Annotated in this window: 24 protein-coding genes; 20 read left to right on the forward strand and 4 right to left on the reverse strand. The window is 64.2% G+C overall.

Annotation, left to right across the window (positions count from 1 at the left end; all coding sequences use genetic code 11):
• Window positions 1-58: 58 nt before the first annotated feature.
• Genes M1D40_RS01765 through M1D40_RS01780 form a run of 4 tightly spaced genes read right to left on the reverse strand, consistent with a single transcriptional unit; the run spans window position 59 to window position 3,255 of the window.
• Complete coding sequence (locus tag M1D40_RS01765; protein ID WP_461169986.1) at window positions 59-457, reverse strand: flagellar assembly protein FliW; 399 nt, start codon at window positions 455-457, stop codon at window positions 59-61.
• Complete coding sequence (gene flgL / locus M1D40_RS01770; RefSeq protein WP_461169987.1) at window positions 454-1,341, reverse strand: flagellar hook-associated protein FlgL; 888 nt, start codon at window positions 1,339-1,341, stop codon at window positions 454-456. The genes M1D40_RS01765 and flgL overlap by 4 nt, the downstream gene beginning before the upstream one ends.
• A 3-nt stretch (window positions 1,342-1,344) precedes the next feature.
• Window positions 1,345-2,748: a flagellar hook-associated protein FlgK gene (gene flgK / locus M1D40_RS01775; RefSeq protein ID WP_461169988.1), complete on the reverse strand. Its 1,404-nt coding sequence runs from the start codon at window positions 2,746-2,748 to the stop codon at window positions 1,345-1,347.
• A gap of 21 nt (window positions 2,749-2,769) precedes the next feature.
• On the reverse strand, window positions 2,770-3,255 hold the full coding sequence (locus tag M1D40_RS01780) for a flagellar protein FlgN (RefSeq protein WP_461169989.1): 486 nt from the start codon (window positions 3,253-3,255) through the stop codon (window positions 2,770-2,772).
• A 214-nt stretch (window positions 3,256-3,469) separates the two neighbouring features.
• On the opposite strand from M1D40_RS01780, the gene M1D40_RS01785 reads away from it, so the two are divergent.
• The 20 genes from M1D40_RS01785 (at window position 3,470) to M1D40_RS01880 (ending at window position 20,059) form a co-directional block, all read left to right on the forward strand.
• Window positions 3,470-4,297, forward strand: a complete 828-nt coding sequence (locus M1D40_RS01785) for a sigma-70 family RNA polymerase sigma factor (protein WP_461169990.1) — start codon at window positions 3,470-3,472, stop codon at window positions 4,295-4,297.
• Window positions 4,298-4,425: 128 nt separating this feature from the next.
• Entirely contained in the window at window positions 4,426-5,334 is a 909-nt protein-coding gene (locus M1D40_RS01790) for a flagellin N-terminal helical domain-containing protein (protein ID WP_461169991.1), read from the forward strand.
• A 142-nt stretch (window positions 5,335-5,476) separates the two neighbouring features.
• Window positions 5,477-6,838 carry a flagellar filament capping protein FliD gene (gene fliD, locus M1D40_RS01795; protein WP_461169992.1) on the forward strand — a complete coding sequence of 454 codons (1,362 nt, stop codon included), beginning with the start codon at window positions 5,477-5,479 and terminating at the stop codon, window positions 6,836-6,838.
• Window positions 6,835-7,269, forward strand: coding sequence for a flagellar export chaperone FliS (gene fliS / locus M1D40_RS01800; protein WP_461169993.1), 435 nt, complete (start codon window positions 6,835-6,837; stop codon window positions 7,267-7,269). Before fliD ends, fliS begins: the two co-directional genes overlap by 4 nt.
• The gene (locus tag M1D40_RS01805; protein WP_461169994.1) at window positions 7,259-7,606 is read left to right on the forward strand and encodes a hypothetical protein; all 348 of its coding nucleotides are present in this window, start codon (window positions 7,259-7,261) and stop codon (window positions 7,604-7,606) included. The genes fliS and M1D40_RS01805 overlap by 11 nt, the downstream gene beginning before the upstream one ends.
• Window positions 7,607-7,785: 179 nt before the next feature.
• Window positions 7,786-8,130, forward strand: coding sequence for a flagellar basal body rod protein FlgB (flgB, locus tag M1D40_RS01810; RefSeq protein ID WP_461169995.1), 345 nt, complete (start codon window positions 7,786-7,788; stop codon window positions 8,128-8,130).
• Complete coding sequence (locus M1D40_RS01815) at window positions 8,127-8,519, forward strand: flagellar basal body rod protein FlgC (protein ID WP_461169996.1); 393 nt, start codon at window positions 8,127-8,129, stop codon at window positions 8,517-8,519. The genes flgB and M1D40_RS01815 overlap by 4 nt, the downstream gene beginning before the upstream one ends.
• Window positions 8,519-8,824 carry a flagellar hook-basal body complex protein FliE gene (gene fliE, locus M1D40_RS01820; RefSeq protein WP_461169997.1) on the forward strand — a complete coding sequence of 102 codons (306 nt, stop codon included), beginning with the start codon at window positions 8,519-8,521 and terminating at the stop codon, window positions 8,822-8,824. The genes M1D40_RS01815 and fliE overlap by 1 nt, the downstream gene beginning before the upstream one ends.
• Window positions 8,825-8,835: 11 nt before the next feature.
• Entirely contained in the window at window positions 8,836-10,440 is a 1,605-nt protein-coding gene (gene fliF, locus M1D40_RS01825; RefSeq protein ID WP_461169998.1) for a flagellar basal-body MS-ring/collar protein FliF, read from the forward strand.
• A 92-nt stretch (window positions 10,441-10,532) separates the two neighbouring features.
• On the forward strand, window positions 10,533-11,531 hold the full coding sequence (fliG, locus tag M1D40_RS01830) for a flagellar motor switch protein FliG (protein ID WP_461170981.1): 999 nt from the start codon (window positions 10,533-10,535) through the stop codon (window positions 11,529-11,531).
• Window positions 11,521-12,135 carry a FliH/SctL family protein gene (locus tag M1D40_RS01835; protein ID WP_461169999.1) on the forward strand — a complete coding sequence of 205 codons (615 nt, stop codon included), beginning with the start codon at window positions 11,521-11,523 and terminating at the stop codon, window positions 12,133-12,135. Before fliG ends, M1D40_RS01835 begins: the two co-directional genes overlap by 11 nt.
• Complete coding sequence (locus M1D40_RS01840) at window positions 12,132-13,463, forward strand: FliI/YscN family ATPase (protein WP_461170000.1); 1,332 nt, start codon at window positions 12,132-12,134, stop codon at window positions 13,461-13,463. The genes M1D40_RS01835 and M1D40_RS01840 overlap by 4 nt, the downstream gene beginning before the upstream one ends.
• Complete coding sequence (locus M1D40_RS01845) at window positions 13,460-13,894, forward strand: hypothetical protein (protein WP_461170001.1); 435 nt, start codon at window positions 13,460-13,462, stop codon at window positions 13,892-13,894. The genes M1D40_RS01840 and M1D40_RS01845 overlap by 4 nt, the downstream gene beginning before the upstream one ends.
• The gene (locus M1D40_RS01850) at window positions 13,891-14,580 is read left to right on the forward strand and encodes a C40 family peptidase (protein ID WP_461170002.1); all 690 of its coding nucleotides are present in this window, start codon (window positions 13,891-13,893) and stop codon (window positions 14,578-14,580) included. The genes M1D40_RS01845 and M1D40_RS01850 overlap by 4 nt, the downstream gene beginning before the upstream one ends.
• Before the next feature lie 686 nt (window positions 14,581-15,266).
• Complete coding sequence (locus tag M1D40_RS01855) at window positions 15,267-16,154, forward strand: flagellar hook-length control protein FliK (RefSeq protein WP_461170003.1); 888 nt, start codon at window positions 15,267-15,269, stop codon at window positions 16,152-16,154.
• A gap of 21 nt (window positions 16,155-16,175) precedes the next feature.
• Window positions 16,176-16,715 (forward strand): flagellar hook assembly protein FlgD, encoded by a 540-nt coding sequence (locus tag M1D40_RS01860; RefSeq protein WP_461170004.1) that lies wholly within the window; start codon window positions 16,176-16,178, stop codon window positions 16,713-16,715.
• 12 nt (window positions 16,716-16,727) lie between these two features.
• Window positions 16,728-17,894 carry a flagellar hook protein FlgE gene (locus M1D40_RS01865; RefSeq protein WP_461170005.1) on the forward strand — a complete coding sequence of 389 codons (1,167 nt, stop codon included), beginning with the start codon at window positions 16,728-16,730 and terminating at the stop codon, window positions 17,892-17,894.
• A gap of 130 nt (window positions 17,895-18,024) precedes the next feature.
• The gene (locus M1D40_RS01870) at window positions 18,025-18,342 is read left to right on the forward strand and encodes a flagellar FlbD family protein (protein ID WP_461170006.1); all 318 of its coding nucleotides are present in this window, start codon (window positions 18,025-18,027) and stop codon (window positions 18,340-18,342) included.
• Complete coding sequence (locus M1D40_RS01875; protein ID WP_461170007.1) at window positions 18,342-19,148, forward strand: motility protein A; 807 nt, start codon at window positions 18,342-18,344, stop codon at window positions 19,146-19,148. The genes M1D40_RS01870 and M1D40_RS01875 overlap by 1 nt, the downstream gene beginning before the upstream one ends.
• Window positions 19,145-20,059, forward strand: coding sequence for an OmpA/MotB family protein (locus tag M1D40_RS01880; RefSeq protein WP_461170008.1), 915 nt, complete (start codon window positions 19,145-19,147; stop codon window positions 20,057-20,059). Before M1D40_RS01875 ends, M1D40_RS01880 begins: the two co-directional genes overlap by 4 nt.
• The last annotated feature ends 24 nt before the right edge of the window (window positions 20,060-20,083 follow it).

A 20,083-nucleotide genomic window follows, 5' to 3' on the forward strand; every position in this document is an offset into this window, starting at 1 on the left:
ATAGAGGGGCGCACACCCAACCGGGTGTGCGCCCCTCTTTAGTGCGTTGGAGGATCGGTTAGGCCGCCGCGGCTTCCTCCAGAGGAACCCGGACCGGCCAGTCCTGCCCGTCGAGGATGACCTGCGCGCAGCGCAGTGTCCGGGTGTTCAGGACGATGGGTGCCAGCAGGTTTACCGTGGTGCCCGCCTCCGTGGAGTTGGCGACGACGAGGACCCGAGCCTCGGCGGGGTCGGCGAGCTCCAGCTGGAGCCGTTGCTCATCGCTGATTTCCGGCTGGTACTCCGGCAGATAAACGGCGGCGTCCAGAACAAAAAGCCGGAGGCCTTCGGTGTTGTCCGAGCCGCGCTCTGTTTTCAGCGAGTACAGCCCCTCCGCGCCGTCCACGGCCGAGAGGACGAAGTCTACTTCGGGGGCAAAGCCCGGCGGCGGTGCCAGGAATGTTGTACGCACGCTCATCGCAGGAAGTCCATGAGGCTGGGCTGCAGGGCCCTGGCCGTCACCGAGAGGGCAGTCTGATAAGCGACCTCCTGCAGCTTCAGGTCCAGGATGACCTTGGCGGTGTCCAGGTCCTCGATGCCGGAGCGGCGGGCTTCCAAGCTTACGGTCTGGTCCAGGTTGGTGTCCCGTGCCTTCAGGACGGCAGCGTGCCGGACTCCCACTTCGGTATGGCGCGAGAGGATCGCGTTGGCACGGGCATCTATCGACGCCAGATGGCCCGTCACATCCGCTCCGGAGCGCAGGTCGGCCGCGAGGCTGTCGACCAGGGCGAAGACGGAACCGGGGCCGGAGCCGAAAACGGCTGATCCGTCGGCGTCGACCCGGACCGGCGCGCCGCCGTCGACCCTGCGCATCACTCCCGCACCCGAACCGCTGTGGACATATTCCCCGTTTACCGCAGTGAAAGCACCCTTGGCGTTGGAGTTTCCGGCGAAGACGCTCCGCCCGGCAAACGTAGTGTTGGCTTCCTTGAGCAGATCCTGCTTCAGGCCCTCAAGCTCAGTGGCGACGGCGTCCTTGTTCGCGGGAGACAATCCGGCGCTGGCGCCCCGCAGTGTCAGGTCCTTGATGCGGCGCATCAGGTCCGAGGTGTTGTCCAGCGCGGAGTCCACCGTGGTGAGCCACCCGTCGGCGTCGTTGATATTGGAGCTGTACTGGGCGTTGGCCCGGATTTCCGCCCGAACCTTTAGGGCGTCAGCTGTTCCGGCCGGGTTGTCCGACGGCCGCGTGATGGCGGTGGAGGATGAAACCTGTTCCTGGAGCTTGGCCATGCGCGACATGTTGGCCTGCAGGTTCTGCTGGGCGTTGCGGGCCAGGGTCTGGTTGGTGGTGCGGGTGATCACGGGTTACCTTCCAACAATTCCGGTGCGGTTAATCAGGGTGTCTAGCATTTCGTCTATGGCGCTCATGACGCGGGCGGCGCCCTGATAAGCGTGCTGGTACGCCAGCAGGTTCATGTTTTCCTCGTCCAGGTCCACTGAGGAATTGGCCAGCTGCAGTCCGACGGCGGATGATGCGGCAACCCCGGCGAGCTTGGCCTGCTGCATTTCGCTGCGGGCTGCTGCGCCGGTGCCTGAGACGAAGGCTGACCACGCTTTGTCGGGGGAGCCCTCGGAGGTTCCCAGTTGGGAGATCTTGTCCGCGACGGATCCATCGAAGCCGCCGGTGCCGTTTCCGGCGGCAATCCCGGATGCACTGGTGGGAATGACGTGCAGGCTAAGCGCCGGCTGCCCGGCGTCGAAGCTGAAGAAATCCAGCCCTGTTGTGCTGCCCGGTGTTCCGTCCCCGGGTGCGGTTCCTGTGCTGTGCACTGCGTTGACCGTTGAGGCGAGTTTCTCGGCCAGCGCGTTGTATGATGCAGCAGCCTTGGTCAGGTCGGCGCCCGGAGCCAGAATGCTCAGGGCTCCGGCCATTTCGCCGCCGGACAGCGCCACTGAGTCACCGCGCCGGTGGCTCCACACGAGCTGGACCGGGTCACCGCCGAGGGCTGAACTGCCTACCACTTCGACGGGCCGGAAAGTTTCGGCGGTGACAAAGGCGTTGCCGCCCACCAGGACGTCCACCATGCCGTCGGCGCCCTCGCGGACGGTTCCTCCGGCCAGTGCCGCCACTGTGGAGGCCAGGGCGTTCCGCTGGTCCAGGAGTTCGTTGACGGAGCCGCCGTTGGACAGTGCAGAACGGATCGCGCCGTTGATGCTGGCAAGCTGGGCGCCGGCGGTGTTCAGCTCATCGGCCATGGCGGAGAGGTCCGAGCGCACGTCCTTGAACTGATGGATTACGGAGAGGTATCCGGAGGAAATGCGGCTGGCCACCGTCGCGGCTTCATTAAGGAGAACCTCGGCAGCGGCAGGGTCGCCCGGCTTGTTCGATACGCCCTGCCAGGCGGCCCAAAAACCGTCCAGGGACGCCGAGATGCCATTGTCGCCGGGCTCGTTGAGGCTGACCTCCAGGGCGGAAAGTGCGTTGGCCCGGACCGCTGAAAAACCGGACACTGCGGTGGTGGCGCGCACTCGGGCATCCAGCTGCATACTGCCGAGGCGGGCAATACCGTCCACCGTGACGCCCTGTCCCACGCGGGGGCCGGTGCTGAACCCGGTGGATGACAGGGGCGCGGTTGCTGATGTTTCCAGCCGCTGCCGGGTGTATCCGGGGGTGTTGGCGTTGGCAACATTCTGCCCGATGACGTCCAGCCCTCTGCGGGCAGCAGTCAGTGCCGTGTATGCGGTATTCAGGCCGCTGAATGTGCTCATCGCGAGTAGGGTCCTTCGGGGTTAAAGTTGCTGGTCAACGAGGCGGGCACCGGCTGTGGACACGGCGGCGGAACCTGATGCCGTGTAGGTACCGTTTTCGGCGTTCAGGCTGGCGAGGGTTTCCTGGGCAGACCGTGCCGCCGCCCGCAGGAACTGCTCGTTTGTGTCCCGAAGCTCACGGATCTTGATGGTCAGTTCCGTCATGGCCTGCAGGTGTCCGGCAAAGATCTCGGTCCATGGCCCGGGGGGAGCCGCGGCCACAAGCTCGCGCAGTGTGGCGTCCTCGCCCGTCCCCCAGTCCAGTGCCAGTGCTGCCACGGCGACCGTCCGGCCGAGTGCCGCTGCCCGCAGGCGCTCCAGCACCTGCTCCACTTCACGGGTGGCATGCTGCAGCCAGCGGCTTTTGCCGGAGGTGAGCAGGAGCTGTTCTTCTTCAAGCTTGAATACGAGCAGCTCCAGCAGCTCGCGTTCTTCCCAGAGAAGTGCAGACAATTTCTGCGTACCCATCTCCACTCACCTCCTTAAATTGATCTTGTATGTCCAAAATTTCCGATAAAACATAACGATTCGTCGGTTGTCCGTCACTATCGGCATCCCGGCCCGCAATGTTAGTGGTATCTTCACGGTATACGCTCGCGCGTGGGGTTTTTAGTGGTCTCAGCCCTAAGCCATGTGCCAGGTAAACATATGTCTGTCACAAGGGCTTGGGGGTCCGCACAAATTGAACCGTCTCGAACGCAACCGGCTAGTGGTGGAAAATCTTCCCTTAGTTGGTTATTTGGTCTCTGAAACATGCGCAAAAGCAACTCATCTGTCACGCGATGATCTTGCATCGGCAGGATCAGTGGCGCTCATCATGTCCGCTGATTCCTTCAATCCCGAATTGGGTGTTCCTTTCGGTGCCTATGCGCGCCGCCGCATCATCGGCGCTTTTGCCGATGAAATGCGCTCGGTGGACTGGGCCACCAGAACCGCCCGCCGCCGGATCAAGGAAACCCTGGCCGTCAAGGAAACCCTCACCGCTGCCCTGGGGCGCACGCCCGCTGTGGGCGAGATTGCCTCGGCCCTTGGGGTGGAGCCGTCGGTGGCGCAGGACGCCCTGGCGGATGCATCACGGACCGTTTCCAGCCTCGACGAGTCCACCACTGACTTTCTGGCGACAACGCTCCCGTCCCCCGAGGGCTCCCTCCTTGCAGCTGAGCGGCTGAAGTATCTGCAGGCCGCCGTATCCGCCCTGCCGCCCAAAATGCGGTACATCGTGGAACAAGTCTACTTTCACGACCGCAGCGTCAAGGATTTGGCGGCTGAACTGGGTGCCACACATTCAGCGGTTTCTCAGCAGCGCGCTGAGGCTGTTCGCCTCCTCCGTGACGGCTTGGGTGCCCATTACACTGACGACGACGTCGCTCCTCCCATGCAGTCACGCATTGCGCCAGCACGCCGGGCCGCCTATTTGTCCACCATGGCAGACCGGACCATAGGTGGCATCACGCGCGAGCATTTCCCGCCGCGCGCTCCGCTGGCCGATTCCGGCCGCATGCCTGCCTAAGCGGATTGCCGGGCAGAGAATAACAACTTTTGCAGAACTCCTAACACCTGATGATCCTCCGCCGATAGCTATGGTTGCCGGCCCATGGATGGGCCGGTCAGTACAGCCCACTCACGGAGGAATACATCATGGGTTTCACAATCAACACCAACACCGCTTCAAACAATGCGTACCGCAACCTGACGCTGAACCAGAATGCACAGTCCAAGTCCCTGGAGAAGCTTTCCAGCGGCCTGCGCATCAACCGTGCAGCTGACGATGCAGCCGGTCTGGCGATCTCTGAAGGCCTGAAAAACCAGGTTTCCGGCATGACGCAGGCAGCGCGCAACGCGCAGGACGGCATCAGTGTTATCCAGACCGCTGAAGGTGCCCTGACCGAGGTCCACTCCATCCTGAACCGGGTTCGTGACTTGGCTGTCCAGTCCGGTAACGACTCGAACAACCCGGATTCCCGTGCCGCGATCACAACTGAGGTCAAGGCGTTGGCCAAGGAGCTGGAGCGCATCGGTACCTCCACGAACTTCAACGGCATCGACCTGCTCAAGTCAACGGCGGCTGATGGCGCTCCCTCCGTCCCCAAGACTCTGACCTTCCAGATCGGTGCGGGAGGCGTAGCGGACAACGACCAGATCGCCGTCAAGATGGTTGATGTTGCCGCAATTGGTGATGCCCTTGACACCCTGGCCGGCACAGCGGCTGTAGTCGCCGATGACGGTACAGTCACGACCCCTGCTACGGGCGGCTTCATCAGCGCAGAATCCGCGCTGAAGACGATTGAGGCGCTGGACAAGGACATCAAGACCATCTCCAGCGCACGCTCCGAGCTCGGTGCATCGCAGAACCGTCTGGAATCCACCATCAAGAGCCTGAACGTGTCCATCGAGAACCTGTCCTCCGCCGGATCCCGTATCCGCGACACGGACATGGCTTCGGAAATGGCCAACTTCACCCGCTCGCAGATCCTGTCCCAGGCCGGCACCGCAATGCTGTCCCAGGCCAACCAGATGAATTCCGGCGTGATGCAGCTCCTGCAGTAGTAGCAGTCGCAGCAACTAGCACCACCAGCGTTACTGGCAGGTGAATGACCGCCGGCGGCGGAGAAACTGACTTGGACCTCACACTCTCCGCCGCCGGCTTTTCTCCTGCCTCATCCGTATCAGTCCAAGGAGATCAGCACACATGGCAGGAATCGACGGCCTGATCAGCGGCCTGAAGACCAGTGAGATGATCGCCAGTCTCATGCAGATCGAAGCGCGCCCGCAGAATATCCTGAAGACCAAGGTGGCCGCCAGTCAGACCTTCGTCAGCGCCCTGCAGCAGCTGAACACCAAAATGGCCGCCATGGCCGAGGCCGCCGGCAGCACCGCAAAGCCGGCCGGAACTGACCTGTACTCCGCCGCCAGCAGCTCGGACAAAGTCACCGCCGCCGTCACAGCCGGCGCAGCCGCGGGATCCCTCGATATGGTGGTCAAACAGACCGCATCGGCGCAGGTCAGCCTCTCCGCAGCCCTCACATCCTGGCCCACTGATGCCACCGAAATCACCATCAGCGCCGCCGAAACATCCACCACCCTCAACGTTGACGGCAAGTCCCTCGACGAAGTGGTCTCCGAGGTCAACAAGGCCAATAAGGGCGTCAGTGCCGTCAAAATCGCGGCCGGGGTCGACGCCGCCGGGACCGCCCAGTACCGCATCCAGCTCACCTCCACCGCCACCGGTGCCGATGCCGGGTTCAGCGTCACGGCAAACGGCACCGATCCGTTCAGCACTGCCGGCGGGGGAATGGTGCTGAAGGCCGCCCGCAATGCCGAAGTCACCCTCTGGGCCGGCGTGCCCGGTGCTGAAACCACCATTTCCTCCGCGACTAACACTTTCACCGGCCTCATGCCCGGCGTGGACGTGACGGTGACCTCCGCCTCGGACACTCCCGTCACGTTGACCGTGGTCCGGGATGACAAGGCAGTCACGGACGTCGCATCCAAACTGGTCGCCGGCCTCGTGGATATCTTTTCCTACATCAACCGCAATGCTGCCGTCACCACCTCCACGTCGTCGGGTACCACAAAGGCCACCGGCGGCCTCTTCACGGGTGACTCGGGCGTCCGCGACATCAAGCAGAGCCTGATGACCGCCGCGACGTCTCCGGTGGGCGGCCGGTCGCCGTCGGAGATCGGCATTGTGATCACCAAGGACGGCACGGTGGAGTTCGACGCCGAGAAGTTCGCCGCAGCCCTGGCCGCCGATCCGGGCAAAACCCAGGCGACGCTGCAAACCATTGCCGGCCGGGTGGAAGCAGCCGGTAAAACGGCATCGGACAAATATGACGGCACGATCACCCAGCGGATCAAGGGGCAGGAATCCGAAGTCCGGTCCCTCACCACACAGATCGAGGACTGGGACCGCCGGCTCGCATCCCGCCAGTCCACTCTGCAGAGCGTGTGGTCCAACTTGGAAGTAAAGCTGGGCCAGCTGCAGTCACAGCAGGAATGGCTGACATCCCAGATCGATTCGCTGAACTTCACTTCAGGAAGCAAGAAATGAACCTGACCTACGGAATGGCCGCCAAGCGCGCCGAATACGCCCGCAATGCCGTCATGTCCGCAACACCCGCACGGTTGCTGACCATGCTCTACGACCGTCTCCTGCTGGACCTGAGCCGAGCCGAAGCTGCCCAGCTGTCCGGCAACTGGGCGGTGGCATCGGAGAACCTGGTGCATGCGCAGGCCATCGTCTCGGAGCTGACGGGCACGCTGAAGACGGACGTCTGGGACGGGGCCGAAAACCTCAAGGCCCTCTACGCCTACAGCCTCACCACCATGATGGATGCCAATATCCACCGCAGCCCCGAGCGGACCCGCGAGTGCATCGACCTCCTGGAGCCGCTCCGGCTGGCCTGGCACGAGGCCGCGGCACAGGTGCCCGCACAAACATCAGCGCCGTTGAATTCCGGAGGCACCCTCGGTGTCGGCTGAAGCGATCGGCCCGGACCACTCCGACGAAGCCGCCGAGAACCTGGCCCTCTGGGAGCGGGTGCTCACTGAACTCGAAGACAACCTGGAGATCTTCCGGGAGCCGGCGGAAATGGTCTCGGTCCAGGCACGTGAACTGGCATTGACGTGGCAGCCCGCGTCGAACCTGGGGCCGCTGCCCGTCGAGCTGATGCCGCGTGCCCGCCTTCTGGCCAAGGCCCAGGAAAGGGCCTACATCCAGCTCCGTGGCGAGGCCAGAACAAACCGGCGGCAGTCCGAATTAATCCGCAGCGTTCCCGGTCCTTCGGCGGCGGCTGTTTATTTGGACGTGGCGGGCTAATCCGGGCATCCCCGAAGCACTCGGAAGCAAAACTAAAACTACCTGCAGTCGCATCCTAATTACTCGGAAAAACTACTTACATACCTGTCGGACAGGCCGATAACAACTATCGAGCAAGGAATGCTCATTTCCAGGCCACGGATCGGCCGCACTGTCCCTCAGCGAGAAGCGGGTTTTCCGTGTTCGATTCCGTGTCCTCAATTGCGCTGCAAAGCGCCCTTGACGGGTTGGCTCTGCGTCAGCGCACCATTGCAAACAACATTGCAAATGTGAACACCCCGGGCTATCACGCCCAGCGGGTGAGTTTCGAAGATGCACTGGCCACCTCCGTCCGTGCGGGTTCCGGCGTCGCAAAAGCCACCACGGAACGGTCCATGGAGCCGACGCGGCTGGACGGCAGCAACGTCAACCTTGACACCGAGACGCTCTCCAACATCGACACCGTGCTGCGGTACCAATTCGCCACGCAGGCCGTCGGCGGAGAAGCGAACTCCCTCCGCACCGCGCTGAGGACCTCCTCATGACCTTCGACGCCATCGGCATTGCCGCCACCGGCCTGACCACTCACCGCAAGTGGCTCGACGCCGTTTCGGACAACCTGGCCAACGCCAACAATGTTTCCAGCACCGACGGAGCCGCTTTCCAGGCCCGCTATGTAGTGGCCCAGGAGGGCCCGGGCGTCAGCGGCGTCTATGTTTCGGGCGTTGAGTATGGAGACGCCGAGGGCCGGATAGTTTACCAGCCCGACCACGCCCTTGCCGACGCTGACGGTTATGTCCGCTACCCGGATATCGACATGTCCGAACAGATGAGCAACCTGATTCTGGCGCAGCGCGGCTACGAAGCAAATGCCGCCGTGGTGGACCGCGCCAAAGCCACCTATGAAGCCGCCCTCCAGATTGGACGCTCCTGATGCCCGTTCCCCCCATTCCGGCCATCTCCGGCGTAACCCCCACCAGCTACCTTGACGCGGTTCCGGCGACGGCATCCACCGATGGATCGGCCTTCGCCGCGTCACTGACCGGCGCCGTCGACAACATTTCACAGCTGCAGGCGACATCGAAGAGCCTCGCGGTACAGGCCGTGACCGGTGATCTCGACGATATTCACAGTGCTTCCATTGCGTCCACGCGTGCCCAGGTAACCCTGGAACTGGTGGCCGGAGTACGGAACAAGGCAGTTGACGCATTCAACGAGATCATGCGGATGCAGGCCTGATGGCGCGTCCCATGAACGCCGCCTTCGGACGGATCGGCGATACGGTGCGCAGCTTTTCCCTGGCGCAGAAAACCATCACCATCATTGGTGTTGCCGTACTGGCTCTGGGGATCGCCCTGCTGACCAGCTGGCTCACGAAACCGGCCTACACTCCGCTGTTTTCCGGCCTGTCGGCAGCCGATGCGAACACCATTGTGGAACAGCTCAAGACCGACGGCGTTCCGTACGAGATCGCCAACGGCGGCGGCACAGTGATGGTGCCTGAAGAGAACGTGTATGACCAGCGGCTGAAAGCCGCCGGCGCAGGCCTCCCGGCGTCGTCGACGGGTGGCTACTCGCTCCTGGATGACATGGGTGTCACCTCCTCCGAGTTCCAGCAGTCCGTCACCTACAAGCGGGCACTGGAGGGCGAGCTGGCGAAGACAGTGGGAGCGCTCGACGGCGTGAAAGCGGCAACCGTCCAGCTTGCGATTCCGGAAGACACCGTCTTTGTATCCGAAAAGGCGGATCCGACCGCTTCGGTGTTCGTGGAGACCGAAAACGGCGTCACCCTCGGAGCCGATCAGATCCAGGCCATCGTCCATTTGACCTCTGCCTCCATTGACGGCATGGACGCCACCAACGTGGCAGTGATTGATTCGGCCGGAACCGTCCTCTCCGCCGTCGGCATGGGCGCCACCGGGTCAGCGGACAAGCAATCCTCGGACTATGAGGAGCGCGTGTCGGCATCGGTGCAAACGATGCTGGACCGCATGGTGGGCCCGGGAAACGCCACCGTGGCGGTTGCCGCGGACATGAGTTACGAGTCCGCCAACCGCGTGGAGGAGTCCTTTGTCAGCCCCGAAAACGCGCCTGCCCTGAATGAAGCCACCACCACCGAGGCTTACACCGGTGGAGGCGCAGGCGGCGCAGCCGGCGTACTGGGCCCCGACAACATTGCCGTACCCGGTGACGGTGCCGGCGACGGAACCTTCAATTCCGAGACGAGCACCCGCAACAACGCGGTCAACAAGGTCACGGAAACGCGCGAAATTCCCGCAGGAGCGCTGAACCGCCAGACCGTGTCAGTGGCACTGAATACCGAGGCGGCCGCAGGCCTGAACCTGAACAACGTCGAAGCCCTGGTGGCTACGGCCGCGGGTATCAATGCCGAGCGCGGAGACCAGCTGACAGTGGAGATGGTGGCCTTCAACACCGGCGGCGCAGCGGCTGCCCAGGACGCGCTGGCAGCCGCCGCGGATGCCGCGGAGGAAGGGCGCCGGGCGCAGCTGGTCAACAACATCATCCAGGCCGCCGGAATTGTCCTGGCTGTGCTGCTGCTCATGGTTTTCTACGCTGTGCGTTCCCGCCGGCAGAACCGCGAGTCCATCGACATTGGCGAACTGCCGGAGCTCGATCCGCTGGCACCGGCCACCAAGCTGGCCATGATTGGTCAGAGCGAACCGGCCACAACGGCAATCAGCATGTCCACGGATACCGCCGGCTTGCCCATAGTGCCCATCGGAAGTGATTCCACCGAACGCAAACGAGTGGAGGTCGATGCCCTCGCGGGTCAGGACCCCGCCCGCACCGCCGAGTACCTGCGTACGTTCATGGATGAAGGACAGCCCGCATGAGTGACACGACAACTGCCGCTCCGGTAACCGCGGTCGCCCAGGTGCAGGCCCCTGATGCGGCCATCGACCCCGCCGCTGCAGCCGTGGCGGCCATGAGCGGGGCCCGTAGGGCCGCCATCGTGCTCATGCAGATGGACACCGGCCGGGCGGCGGGTGTGCTGAAACAATTCACCGAAGCCGAGGCCCAGGAGATCGCCGCGGAAATTGTGCGGATGAAGAGGGTGTCTCCGGACGTCGCCGAACGGATCCTGCTGGACTTCCACGAGCTCACAGCCGAGGGAAAGCACCTGGCGCACGGCGGACGTGATGTCGCCATGGGAATACTGGAAGCTTCTTTCGGCAGCGAACGTGCCTCCGGCGTCATGGACCGGCTCGCCTCGTCCCTGGCAGGGGCTTCCTTCGATTTCCTGGAACGGGCGGAACCCGCGCAGATTGTCTCCCTGCTCGAGGGGGAATTGGCCCAGACCGTGGCCCTCGTGCTGGCGCACCTGCGCCCACAGCATGCGTCCGCCATTCTCGCAGGCCTGAGCAGCACTCTGCGAACCGATGTGGCCCAGGCTATTGCCACAATGTCCCGGGCAACGCCTGAAGCCGTGCGCATTGTTGCCGACACGCTCCGTGAGCGTGCCGCCGCTGTCGGCGCAGCACGCGACACCGCCAATGCGGTTGGCGGCATTCAGCCGCTGGTGGACATCATCAACCGTGCGGACGCAGCCACCGAGCGGGCCCTTCTGGACGCCCTGGAGGCCCGTGACCCGGAGCTGGCGGAAGAAGTGCGTTCACGGATGCTGACCTTCGCTGACCTGGTTAAGCTGGAACGCCGCGACGTCCAGCTCGTGCTGCGCGGCATCGACGTCACGACTCTGGCACTGGCCATGAAGGGTGCCCCGGACAGCGTCACCGACAGCATCCGCAACAACGTTTCCGAACGCAACCGGGAGATGCTCGACGACGAGATCAATTCCTCGGGCCCGGCGCGGCTGTCGCAGGTGGAGGAGGCGCGCGCCACCATTGTGCGCGTTATCCGTGACCTTGAGGCCCAGGGCACCATTACTGTGCGCCATGCGGATGAGGAAGAATATGTTAGTTGAGCCGGCTCCGGCCTATTCCCGCATGACGTACCCGGCGCTGGAGGACGTCAACCTTCCCCGCGGCAGCGTGCAGGAACAGGCCCGCGGGCACGCCTCAGGATTTGCCGCCGGACTCCGCTCCGCCGCCGCTCAAACGGGGATTCTCCGCGCGCAGCTTGTCGCCGACCACGAAGCGGCGCTTGCCGCCGGGCGGAACGAAATTAACCGTGCCGTGGACGCGCTTAACCGCGCGGTGCGCAGCTTGGAACAGTCGGTCATACCAGCGGTCGAAACAATTCAGGCGGATCTTGAGGCAGCCTCCGTCGAGCTGGCTGAAGCCCTGCTCGGCCAGGAACTGAAAAACTCCGAAACGTCCGCACGGGCGGCACTGAACCGGGCTTTGACCGGGGTGCCCCGCAACGAGGTCCGCGCCGTGCGGCTGCATCCGAGCGATCTGGCTGCACTGGACCTGGAAACGATCTCCGCCGCGGACGTCCGCCTGAAGGCAGACCACACGCTGAACCCCGGGGACGCCGTCACTGATTTCGCCCACGGATACTTGGACGCCACACTGGCCTCAGCTGTCGCACGGGCGCGGTCCGCACTCTCGGGCGGCACGGCATGAGGAACACTGCCGGCCACCGCTCGCCGCATTTCGCCGAGGCGTTAAAAGCCGCCGCCCCCACGCGCGTGGGTTCGGTCGCCTCTGTGCTGGGACTTGGGCTGGACATCACCGGGCTCGACGCCGGGGTCGGTGACATTGTGACCGTCGGCGAGGGGTCCGCGGCTATTCACGCCGAGGTTGTTGCGGCAAGCCGGGACGGAATCCGCTGCATGCCGTTCGGACGAGTCGTGGGGCTGTCCGCGGGGACTCCGGCCCGGTCCTTGGGCCGGCCGCTGCTGGTTCCCACCGGAAGCGGCTTGCTGGGCCGCGTCATTGACGGACTCGGAAATCCCATTGACGGCAAGGGTCCGCTCATCAGCGGGCCGAGGGTACCGCTCGACAACGAAAGCCCGCATGCCATGCAGCGGGCAAGGATCACCACCCCCCTGCAGCTGGGTGTGCGTGTCATGGACACCTTGACGACCGTCGGCAAGGGGCAGCGCATGGGACTTTTTGCCGGCTCCGGAGTCGGCAAGTCCTCGCTCCTGTCCATGATTGCCCGGGGCACTGACGCGGAAGTTTCGGTTATTGCCCTGGTGGGGGAGCGCGGCCGTGAAGTCCGCGAGTTCCTCGAAGACGATCTGGGCGCCCAGGGCCTGGCCCGGTCCGTCGTTGTTGTTTCCACCTCGGACGAGCCAGCCGTGGTGCGGCTGCGGGCTGCATTCCTGGCCACCCGCATTGCTGAGTCCTTTCGGGACAGTGGTGCCGACGTCGTGCTGATGATGGATTCGCTGACCCGTGTGGCGATGGCCCAGCGCGAAATTGGCCTGTCCGCGGGCGAGCCCCCCGCCACGCGCGGCTACCCGCCATCCACCTTTTCCCTGCTGGCGCAGCTTCTGGAGCGGGCAGGCACCGGCGAACGCGGATCGGTAACGGGAATTTACACGGTCCTGGTCGACGGTGATGACCACAACGAGCCGATAGCCGACGCCGCGCGTTCCATCCTCGACGGCCACGTGGTGCTGGACCGGAAACTGGCCGTGTCCGGCCACTTTCCCTCCGTTGACGCGCTGGGTTCAATTTCCCGTGTTGCATCGCGCGTTGCGGCCCGGGAGGACAGGCAGGCGGCCGCAACACTTCGAAAGGTCCTTGCCGCCCGCCGGGCAGCACAGGATCTGCTGGATGTGGGCGCCTATCAGCGCGGCTCGAATCCGCTGGTAGATGCCGCTGTGGACTACCAGGACGCCATCAACAGCTTCCTGCAGCAGGGTATGGATGAGCAGACCCCTGCGGACGCCGCTTGGCTCCAGCTTCATCAGCTGGTCCGGATGCTGGAGGCCCCGCGATGAGCCGTGTCTTTCCCCTGGCCGGGCTACTGAGGCTGCGAAGGCTCCAGGAAGAGGCTGCGGCGGTAAAGCTGGCCACTGCCAATGCGCGTGTCCGGGAGACCGCCGAAGAACAGGCCGAAGCCTACTTGTCCCTGACGGAGAGTCCGTTGATGGCCACTGACAGCGCCACGCTGCATGCCGTCGCCGCCGCCCGGGCTTCATCGCGGGCCATGCTGGCGGATCTCGCCGCGCTGGGATCCCGGCTGGAATCCGATGCCGCAGCGGCACAGACAGTGTTTTCCGCTGCGCGTGCCGAGTCCGTGGGACTGGAAAAACTGGAGGCACGGCATGCCGGTTATGTTGCTGCCGAAGATCAGCGGACGGAACAAACGGTTCTGGACGAGTTAGCGGGTACCGCCTGGCAGCGCCGGCAGAAGGAAGCAACGTCATGAGCATGACCGATGCGATAGGACGCGTTGCGGAGATCCGCAGCACGCTGCAGCAGCTCAGTGCCGCGCCCCCGGCAACAGTTTCAGCACCGGCAGCGCCGGTAAATCTGACGTCTGCGTCCGCTTCCGGCGGGAACGGCGGAGATTTCGCCGCAACGCTGGCTGCCATGACCGGCACCGGCTCATCGGGCGCCACAGCTGCGTCAGCCGCCGGTGCTGCATCCGGGAATGGTGCGGCCGCGACGGGCAAGGTTGTGGATGCAGTGCAGAAGTATCTGGGATTGCCGTACGTCTGGGGCGGAAATGATCCGGCTGTGGGACTGGACTGTTCATCCTTTGTCCAAAACGTGTATAAAGACCTGGGTTATTCGCTGCCCCGAGTCACCTGGGACCAGATGAACTCCGGTACCAAGGTGGATTCCATGGCCCAGGCCCAGCCCGGTGACCTGCTGATCAGCCATGACGGCGGCCACGTGGCAATTTACCTGGGCAACGGCAAAGCAGTTGATGCTCCCCAGCCGGGGCAGACTATCCAAATCCGGGATGCCTGGGAAACCGACGCCACCCTGACAACCATCCGGCGAATCCTGCCCACCGAGGCCTCGGCGTCCGCTGCTCCCGCAGCAGTGGCAGACATCGTGGCAGCTGCGCGCGCGGCCCAAGCGTCACTGACAGGAGCCTTCTCATGAGCTTAGCCACAGGATTCACCGTCGCTGCCGGCGTGCCGCCCCGTACCGAATCGGGCAACCTGGCGCAGTCCGGAGAAGCAGCCACCTCAGCCGTAGCCTTTGCTGCGGTTGCGCAGGAGCTCGCTTCCGGAGCGCTATCCGGTGTACGCGCCGCAGGGGAGCAGACAGCATCAGCGTCCGCCGAGACCGCGTTCGCTCAGCCGGAGGCCTCGAAGGCAGAACCCAAGGTGCCAGCAGGGGGTAGCGGCGTGTCATGGGACAACCCCGCCAGGTCGCTGATTGGCTGGTATTTCGGCGAGCCTCAGCCGCCGATGCAGATGCTAAACCATGACCCGGCACTGCCGGGAGCGTCTCCCGCTCCGGGTTCTGGCGCTGGATCCGTTGCTGGAGCCTCCGGTCCGGTTGGTTCGGAGGGACCCGCGACTGCCAAGGCTTCGGTTCCGTTAGACCTGTCCTCGGGACAAACGGGAGCGGTCCCTGCGGTGGCCGGCACCGGCCCTGCTGCGAGCGCTCGGTTTTCGAGCCCGAACTCAGCCGCACCCGTTCCCGCTCCGCCCAACCTCAACCTGCAGACAGTCGCCGCCGAAACGGCAGCGCCAGTTGCGCCGTTGGTCAAAACACCCGGGGAGCATCAGCTGCAGCCGGTTCCTCCGTCGGCTGTGCCTGCACAATCTGCAGGGGCTGGGGTGACGCCGGCGCTTGCGGCGCCGGCCACCCCCGGGCGCGGAGAGCCCGGGACTGCAGCCGTTTCCCTTCCGGTGCCGTTGCCCGAGGGCACCATGCCCGTCGGCTCCCTGGCCTCAGGCACCGGTACAACAGAGCCTGCGGTGAAGATCAGCGCACCCGGTACGTTCGTTCTCCCTGTTGCGCCTGCGCTGCCGCGCGAAGCCGCGGAGCCGGTGCCGCCTGTCCTGCCGGCTGCGCCTGTCCTGCCGGGCACCTCGCCTCAGTCCTCGGGTGGAGCCGCACGCATGGCACCGGTTTCGGCTGCAGCCGTCTCCGGCCTTGCCGGGCTCGAAGTTTCGACTAAGGACGCATCAGTGGTGCAGCCGCCGGTTGCGCTCGCACCCATGGCGGCCCCGGCGGCCCCGGTTGCCGTTGCGGCCACCGGCCACACGCCTGCGGCGGCTCCTCAGCAGCTGCTAAGCCAGGTTTCCCAGCCGCTGGTCCGGCTTGCTGCGGCCGGCCCCGGTGAACACGTGATGACGCTCAGCGTTAATCCCGAGAACCTGGGGCCTGTGACAGTACGCGCAGTGATCAGCAGTGAAGGCGTGCGCGTGGAAATGTTTGCTCCAACGGAAACGGCGCGGGAGGCACTCCGGCACATTCTCGTGGAACTTCGGCGGGATCTGGCCGGTGCCAGCAATGGACCAGCCGCGACGCTGACGCTTTCTGACCAGAACTCTCCGGATAATGGCAGCGGCGGTGGCGCGGCGCAGGCCGATGACCGCAGCGGCAGGGCAGCAACCGCATCTGCGGAACCGGTGAACCTTCCGGCGGCAGGCCTCTCTGAAACTTCACCCCAGCGTTCCGGGCCCACCGGTGCGACGACCGCCCTGGATGTCATGGCATGAACACCCTAAGGAGAAACACCCGTGCCCATTGAGGCAGTGCCACCGCCCAGCGGAGTCCAAACCGCTGAAGCGGCCCGTAACCCGAAACAGACCATGGACAGCGAGGTGTTTATGCACCTTCTGGTGACGCAGCTGCGCAACCAGGACCCAAGCTCGCCCATGGACACCAACCAGATGATCTCCCAGACCACCGAACTGGCAATGATGGAGCAGTTGACCACCATGGCCGGGCTGGACGAGGAGAACTTCTCCCTGCAAATGAGGACTTCCGCGGCCGCCCTCATTGGCCGAACCGTTAGCTACACCGGTCCTAATGGTGTGGAAGTGACCGGAGTTGCCACATCGGTTTCCTTCGTCAACGCAGTTCCGACCGTCACGGTGGGTGGCAAGGAGATCCAGCTTGACTGGATCTCCGGCGTCGTCGACTCATCCGCAGTTCCACCTGCCGTTCCACCCGCGGTTCCTTCTCCGGAAGTACCGCGGGCTCCAACTCCGGATCCTGACGGGGAAACTCCCCCTGCATTGCCCGGTTCTTCCATACCTCCCCTTCTTAATAGCTGAAAGGCCTTTCCCATGCTCCGTTCCCTGTACTCCGGCATATCCGGACTTCGTTCGCACCAGACCATGCTTGACGTCACCGGCAACAACATCGCCAACGTCAACACCTCCGGCTACAAGGCGACTGCGGTGCAGTTCCAAGACACGCTGTCCCAGCTCACTCAGGGCGCCACGGCCCCGGGAGTGGACGCAGGCGGCGGCAACCCCGCTCAGGTGGGGCTCGGGGTGCAGGTGGCAGGCATCAGCACCAACTTCGCGCAGGGTTCGGCGCAGGCCACCGGGCGCGGTACTGACATGATGATCGACGGAGACGGTTTCTTCGTGACCCGGCAGGGAGGACAGACCCAGTACACCCGTGCCGGTGCCTTTAACGTTGATGCAAACGGCCGCCTGGTCACCGCCGACGGCAGCCTGGTCCAGGGCTGGGGAGCCGAAAACGGCGTGGTTGCAGCAGGCGGGGCGCTCACCGACATCACCATCCCCTCCGGGGCCATTGCACCGGCAGCGGCGACCACCAACGCTGCACTCGCCGGAAACCTGCCAGACGATGCCGTTACCGGCACCAAGCTCGTCAGGGACCTGGAAGTCTTTGACGCCGACGGCAACTCCTCGTCCGTGCCGGTAACTTTCGAACGCACTGGCACCGGCTGGGACGTCTCCGCTGACGGTGCAACGACTGTATCCCTGGCCTTCACTGCCGGTAAGCTCACCGCTCCGGCTAATCCGGTTCTTACCGTTGGGGCTGTGGCCGTGGACCTCGCTGCGATCAGCGGATACGCGGACGTGGACACCGTTGCCGTGGCATCCCAGAACGGCCGCAGCGCCGGAACCCTTGATTCTTGGTCCATGGCTGCGGACGGCACGCTCGTCGGTTCCTTCTCTAACGGATCCAAGCAGGCGCTGGGACGCATCGTGCTGGCAGGATTCACAAACCCGGGCGGGCTGGAGAAGGTTGGCGGCTCGTCCTACGTGGCCACGGCCAACTCCGGCGCAGCCGTAATCGGCGGTCCCGGTGCGGGCGGAAACGGTAACGTGGCGGCCGGCTCCCTGGAGATGTCCAACGTGGACCTTTCGCAGGAATTCACCAACCTGATTGTTGCCCAGCGTGGCTTCCAGGCTAACGCGCGCATCATAACCACATCGGATGAGGTCCTGCAGGAATTGACAAACCTCAAGCGCTAAAGTGACTAGCCTCATCGGTCCAGCCGCATCATCGGACCGGTGAGGCTTTTCTCTTCCTTACGAAGAGCGCCGCGAAGCCGAATGTAGAAGTGATGGCTCTTGAAGCCAGCTCTACGACCGGGACGGGCTCATGATTGTTCTTACACGGCTGAACGATGCCCGGTTCGCCATTAATCCCGACCTCATAGAGCGGATCCATTCCACCCCGGATACCACTCTGGTGATGGTCGACGGGGCTAAGTACATCGTGACCGAAAGCCTGCCCGAAGTCATCGAACTAATCGCGGGATACCGCGCCAGGGTGATCTCCATGGCCCGGGATATCCCGGCAGGGGCCTTCCGCCTGGGACAGCCTCTGGGGCTTGTCCCCTCCGCCTCCGACACCACACCGTCCGGCGACAGCCGGCCGGGAGGCGTTACCGTGCCACTTCGTCCTAGGAAAATGTAATGGATCCCGCAACAATCATCGGGCTTGTTCTGGCCTTTGGGTCGCTTTACGCGATGATCACCCTTGAGGGTTCCCACCTCACGGCCATCCTTATTCCGGCCCCCATGATTTTGGTGTTCGGGGCGACCCTGGCAGTGGGGCTGGCCGGCGGAACCCTCAAGGACTTCATCCTGTCCATCAAGGCACTGCCCCGTGCCTTCACCGGCCGGACGCCGGATCCGCGGGAGACTATCGCCTCGGTGGTGTCCCTCGCCGAAAAGGCCCGCAGCGAGGGCCTGCTGGCGCTGGAAAAAGATGCCGGCGAAGCGGAGAACCCCTTTCTGCGGACTGCCCTGCAGAACATTGCTGACGGTACCGACGGCGAGGAACTGCGGGTCCTGCTCGAAGATGAGATCGCCACGAAAACAGCCACGGACAAGGTGCCCGTCAAGTTCTACAACGCACTCGGCGGCTACGCCCCGACAATCGGCATCATCGGCACCGTGGTCTCGCTGACCCATGTACTGGAAAACCTGGACACACCGGCAACCCTGGGTCCCATGATTGCCACAGCTTTTGTCGCCACCCTCTGGGGCCTGCTTTCCGCGAACTTTCTGTGGCTTCCGATTAGCACCCGTTTGAAGCGGCTGGCGGACCTGGAAGCCGATGAAATGGTCCTGCTGATGGAGGGGGTCCTGGCGCTGCAGGCGGGAAGCCAGCCGAGGCTGCTCGGCGAGCGGCTGCGGGCCATGGTCCCGGCCCATGCCCTGACCGACGCCAAAGAACCCAAAGAACCCAAGATTAAAGACACCAAAGAGGCGGCATGAGCGCCCCGCGGCGCCGCCGGCCCCAGGAGGATGAGGAAAGCCACCCTGACGAACGGTGGATGGCATCCTATATGGACATGGTGACGGTCCTCATGTGCATGTTTATCGTCCTGTTCGCCATGTCCACGGTGGACCAGCAAAAATTCGAGCAGCTCCGCGACTCCCTGGCCACCGGATTCGGAACGGTGGAATCCAACACCGTGGACACCGCCGTTGGCATTATCGCCTCACCGGAACAGTTGGACGATAAGGAAATCCTTGAACCGGAAGCCGGCTTGCCCGGGGCGGGGGAAGCAGAAGAGGAAATTCCAGACGCCACCGATCCGGCAGCACTTGCCGCGGCCGAGGTCCAGGACCTGACCGTGCTTCAGGAACGGATCAGAGCCGGCCTCCAAGAGAAGGGCATGGCTGACACGGTGCGGTTTGAAATCGACGACCGCGGCCTGACCATCCGGTTGGTGAGTTCAGAGATGTTCTTCGCCCCGGACGCCGCCGATCTCACTGGCCAGGCTGTGAAGGTGCTCGAAACCATCGGTCCCATTGTTGCCCCCACTTCCTATCACGCATCCGTGGAGGGACACACAGCACAGGTGCGCCAGATTACCGACAACGCACTGGACTGGGAGCTTTCCTCCTCCCGTGCAGTCAAGGTGCTGCGCTACCTGGTGGAGGAATCAGGCGTGGAGTTCAGCCGGGTCAAAGCCGTTGGCTTCGGCGAGTCCCGGCCGCTCACTCCGGGCACCTCGGCGGCTGAGCTGGCGCAGAACCGCAGGGTGGACATTGTGGTGCTTTCGGGACAGACCGAAGAGGTCCGCCGGCTGATCCCGGGAATCGTCTCCGGGCAGCCGGTCGCCCCGCAGCCGGCCTCCCCGCAGCCGGCCGCCGGTATGCAGGAGCCAGGGCAGCATTAGCCCTGAGGCGCCCCCAAAAGCAGG

It is taken from the genome of Arthrobacter sp. Z1-15, assembly GCF_054792395.1.

What these genes read in the sequence shown, in the direction of transcription:
- M1D40_RS01880 (WP_461170008.1), top strand. Translation starts at nt 19,145, where the DNA reads ATGAGCGCCCCGCGGCGCCGCCGGCCCCAGGAGGATGAGGAAAGCCAC.
- M1D40_RS01845 (WP_461170001.1), top strand. Translation starts at nt 13,460, where the DNA reads ATGAGCCGTGTCTTTCCCCTGGCCGGGCTACTGAGGCTGCGAAGGCTC.
- fliF (WP_461169998.1), top strand. Translation starts at nt 8,836, where the DNA reads ATGAACGCCGCCTTCGGACGGATCGGCGATACGGTGCGCAGCTTTTCC.
- fliG (WP_461170981.1), top strand. Translation starts at nt 10,533, where the DNA reads ATGAGCGGGGCCCGTAGGGCCGCCATCGTGCTCATGCAGATGGACACC.
- M1D40_RS01765 (WP_461169986.1), bottom strand. Translation starts at nt 457, where the DNA reads ATGAGCGTGCGTACAACATTCCTGGCACCGCCGCCGGGCTTTGCCCCC.
- fliS (WP_461169993.1), top strand. Translation starts at nt 6,835, where the DNA reads ATGAACCTGACCTACGGAATGGCCGCCAAGCGCGCCGAATACGCCCGC.
- M1D40_RS01790 (WP_461169991.1), top strand. Translation starts at nt 4,426, where the DNA reads ATGGGTTTCACAATCAACACCAACACCGCTTCAAACAATGCGTACCGC.
- M1D40_RS01835 (WP_461169999.1), top strand. Translation starts at nt 11,521, where the DNA reads ATGTTAGTTGAGCCGGCTCCGGCCTATTCCCGCATGACGTACCCGGCG.
- M1D40_RS01865 (WP_461170005.1), top strand. Translation starts at nt 16,728, where the DNA reads ATGCTCCGTTCCCTGTACTCCGGCATATCCGGACTTCGTTCGCACCAG.
- flgK (WP_461169988.1), bottom strand. Translation starts at nt 2,748, where the DNA reads ATGAGCACATTCAGCGGCCTGAATACCGCATACACGGCACTGACTGCT.
- M1D40_RS01850 (WP_461170002.1), top strand. Translation starts at nt 13,891, where the DNA reads ATGAGCATGACCGATGCGATAGGACGCGTTGCGGAGATCCGCAGCACG.
- M1D40_RS01840 (WP_461170000.1), top strand. Translation starts at nt 12,132, where the DNA reads ATGAGGAACACTGCCGGCCACCGCTCGCCGCATTTCGCCGAGGCGTTA.
- fliE (WP_461169997.1), top strand. Translation starts at nt 8,519, where the DNA reads ATGCCCGTTCCCCCCATTCCGGCCATCTCCGGCGTAACCCCCACCAGC.
- M1D40_RS01780 (WP_461169989.1), bottom strand. Translation starts at nt 3,255, where the DNA reads ATGGGTACGCAGAAATTGTCTGCACTTCTCTGGGAAGAACGCGAGCTG.
- fliD (WP_461169992.1), top strand. Translation starts at nt 5,477, where the DNA reads ATGGCAGGAATCGACGGCCTGATCAGCGGCCTGAAGACCAGTGAGATG.
- M1D40_RS01870 (WP_461170006.1), top strand. Translation starts at nt 18,025, where the DNA reads ATGATTGTTCTTACACGGCTGAACGATGCCCGGTTCGCCATTAATCCC.
- M1D40_RS01875 (WP_461170007.1), top strand. Translation starts at nt 18,342, where the DNA reads ATGGATCCCGCAACAATCATCGGGCTTGTTCTGGCCTTTGGGTCGCTT.
- M1D40_RS01815 (WP_461169996.1), top strand. Translation starts at nt 8,127, where the DNA reads ATGACCTTCGACGCCATCGGCATTGCCGCCACCGGCCTGACCACTCAC.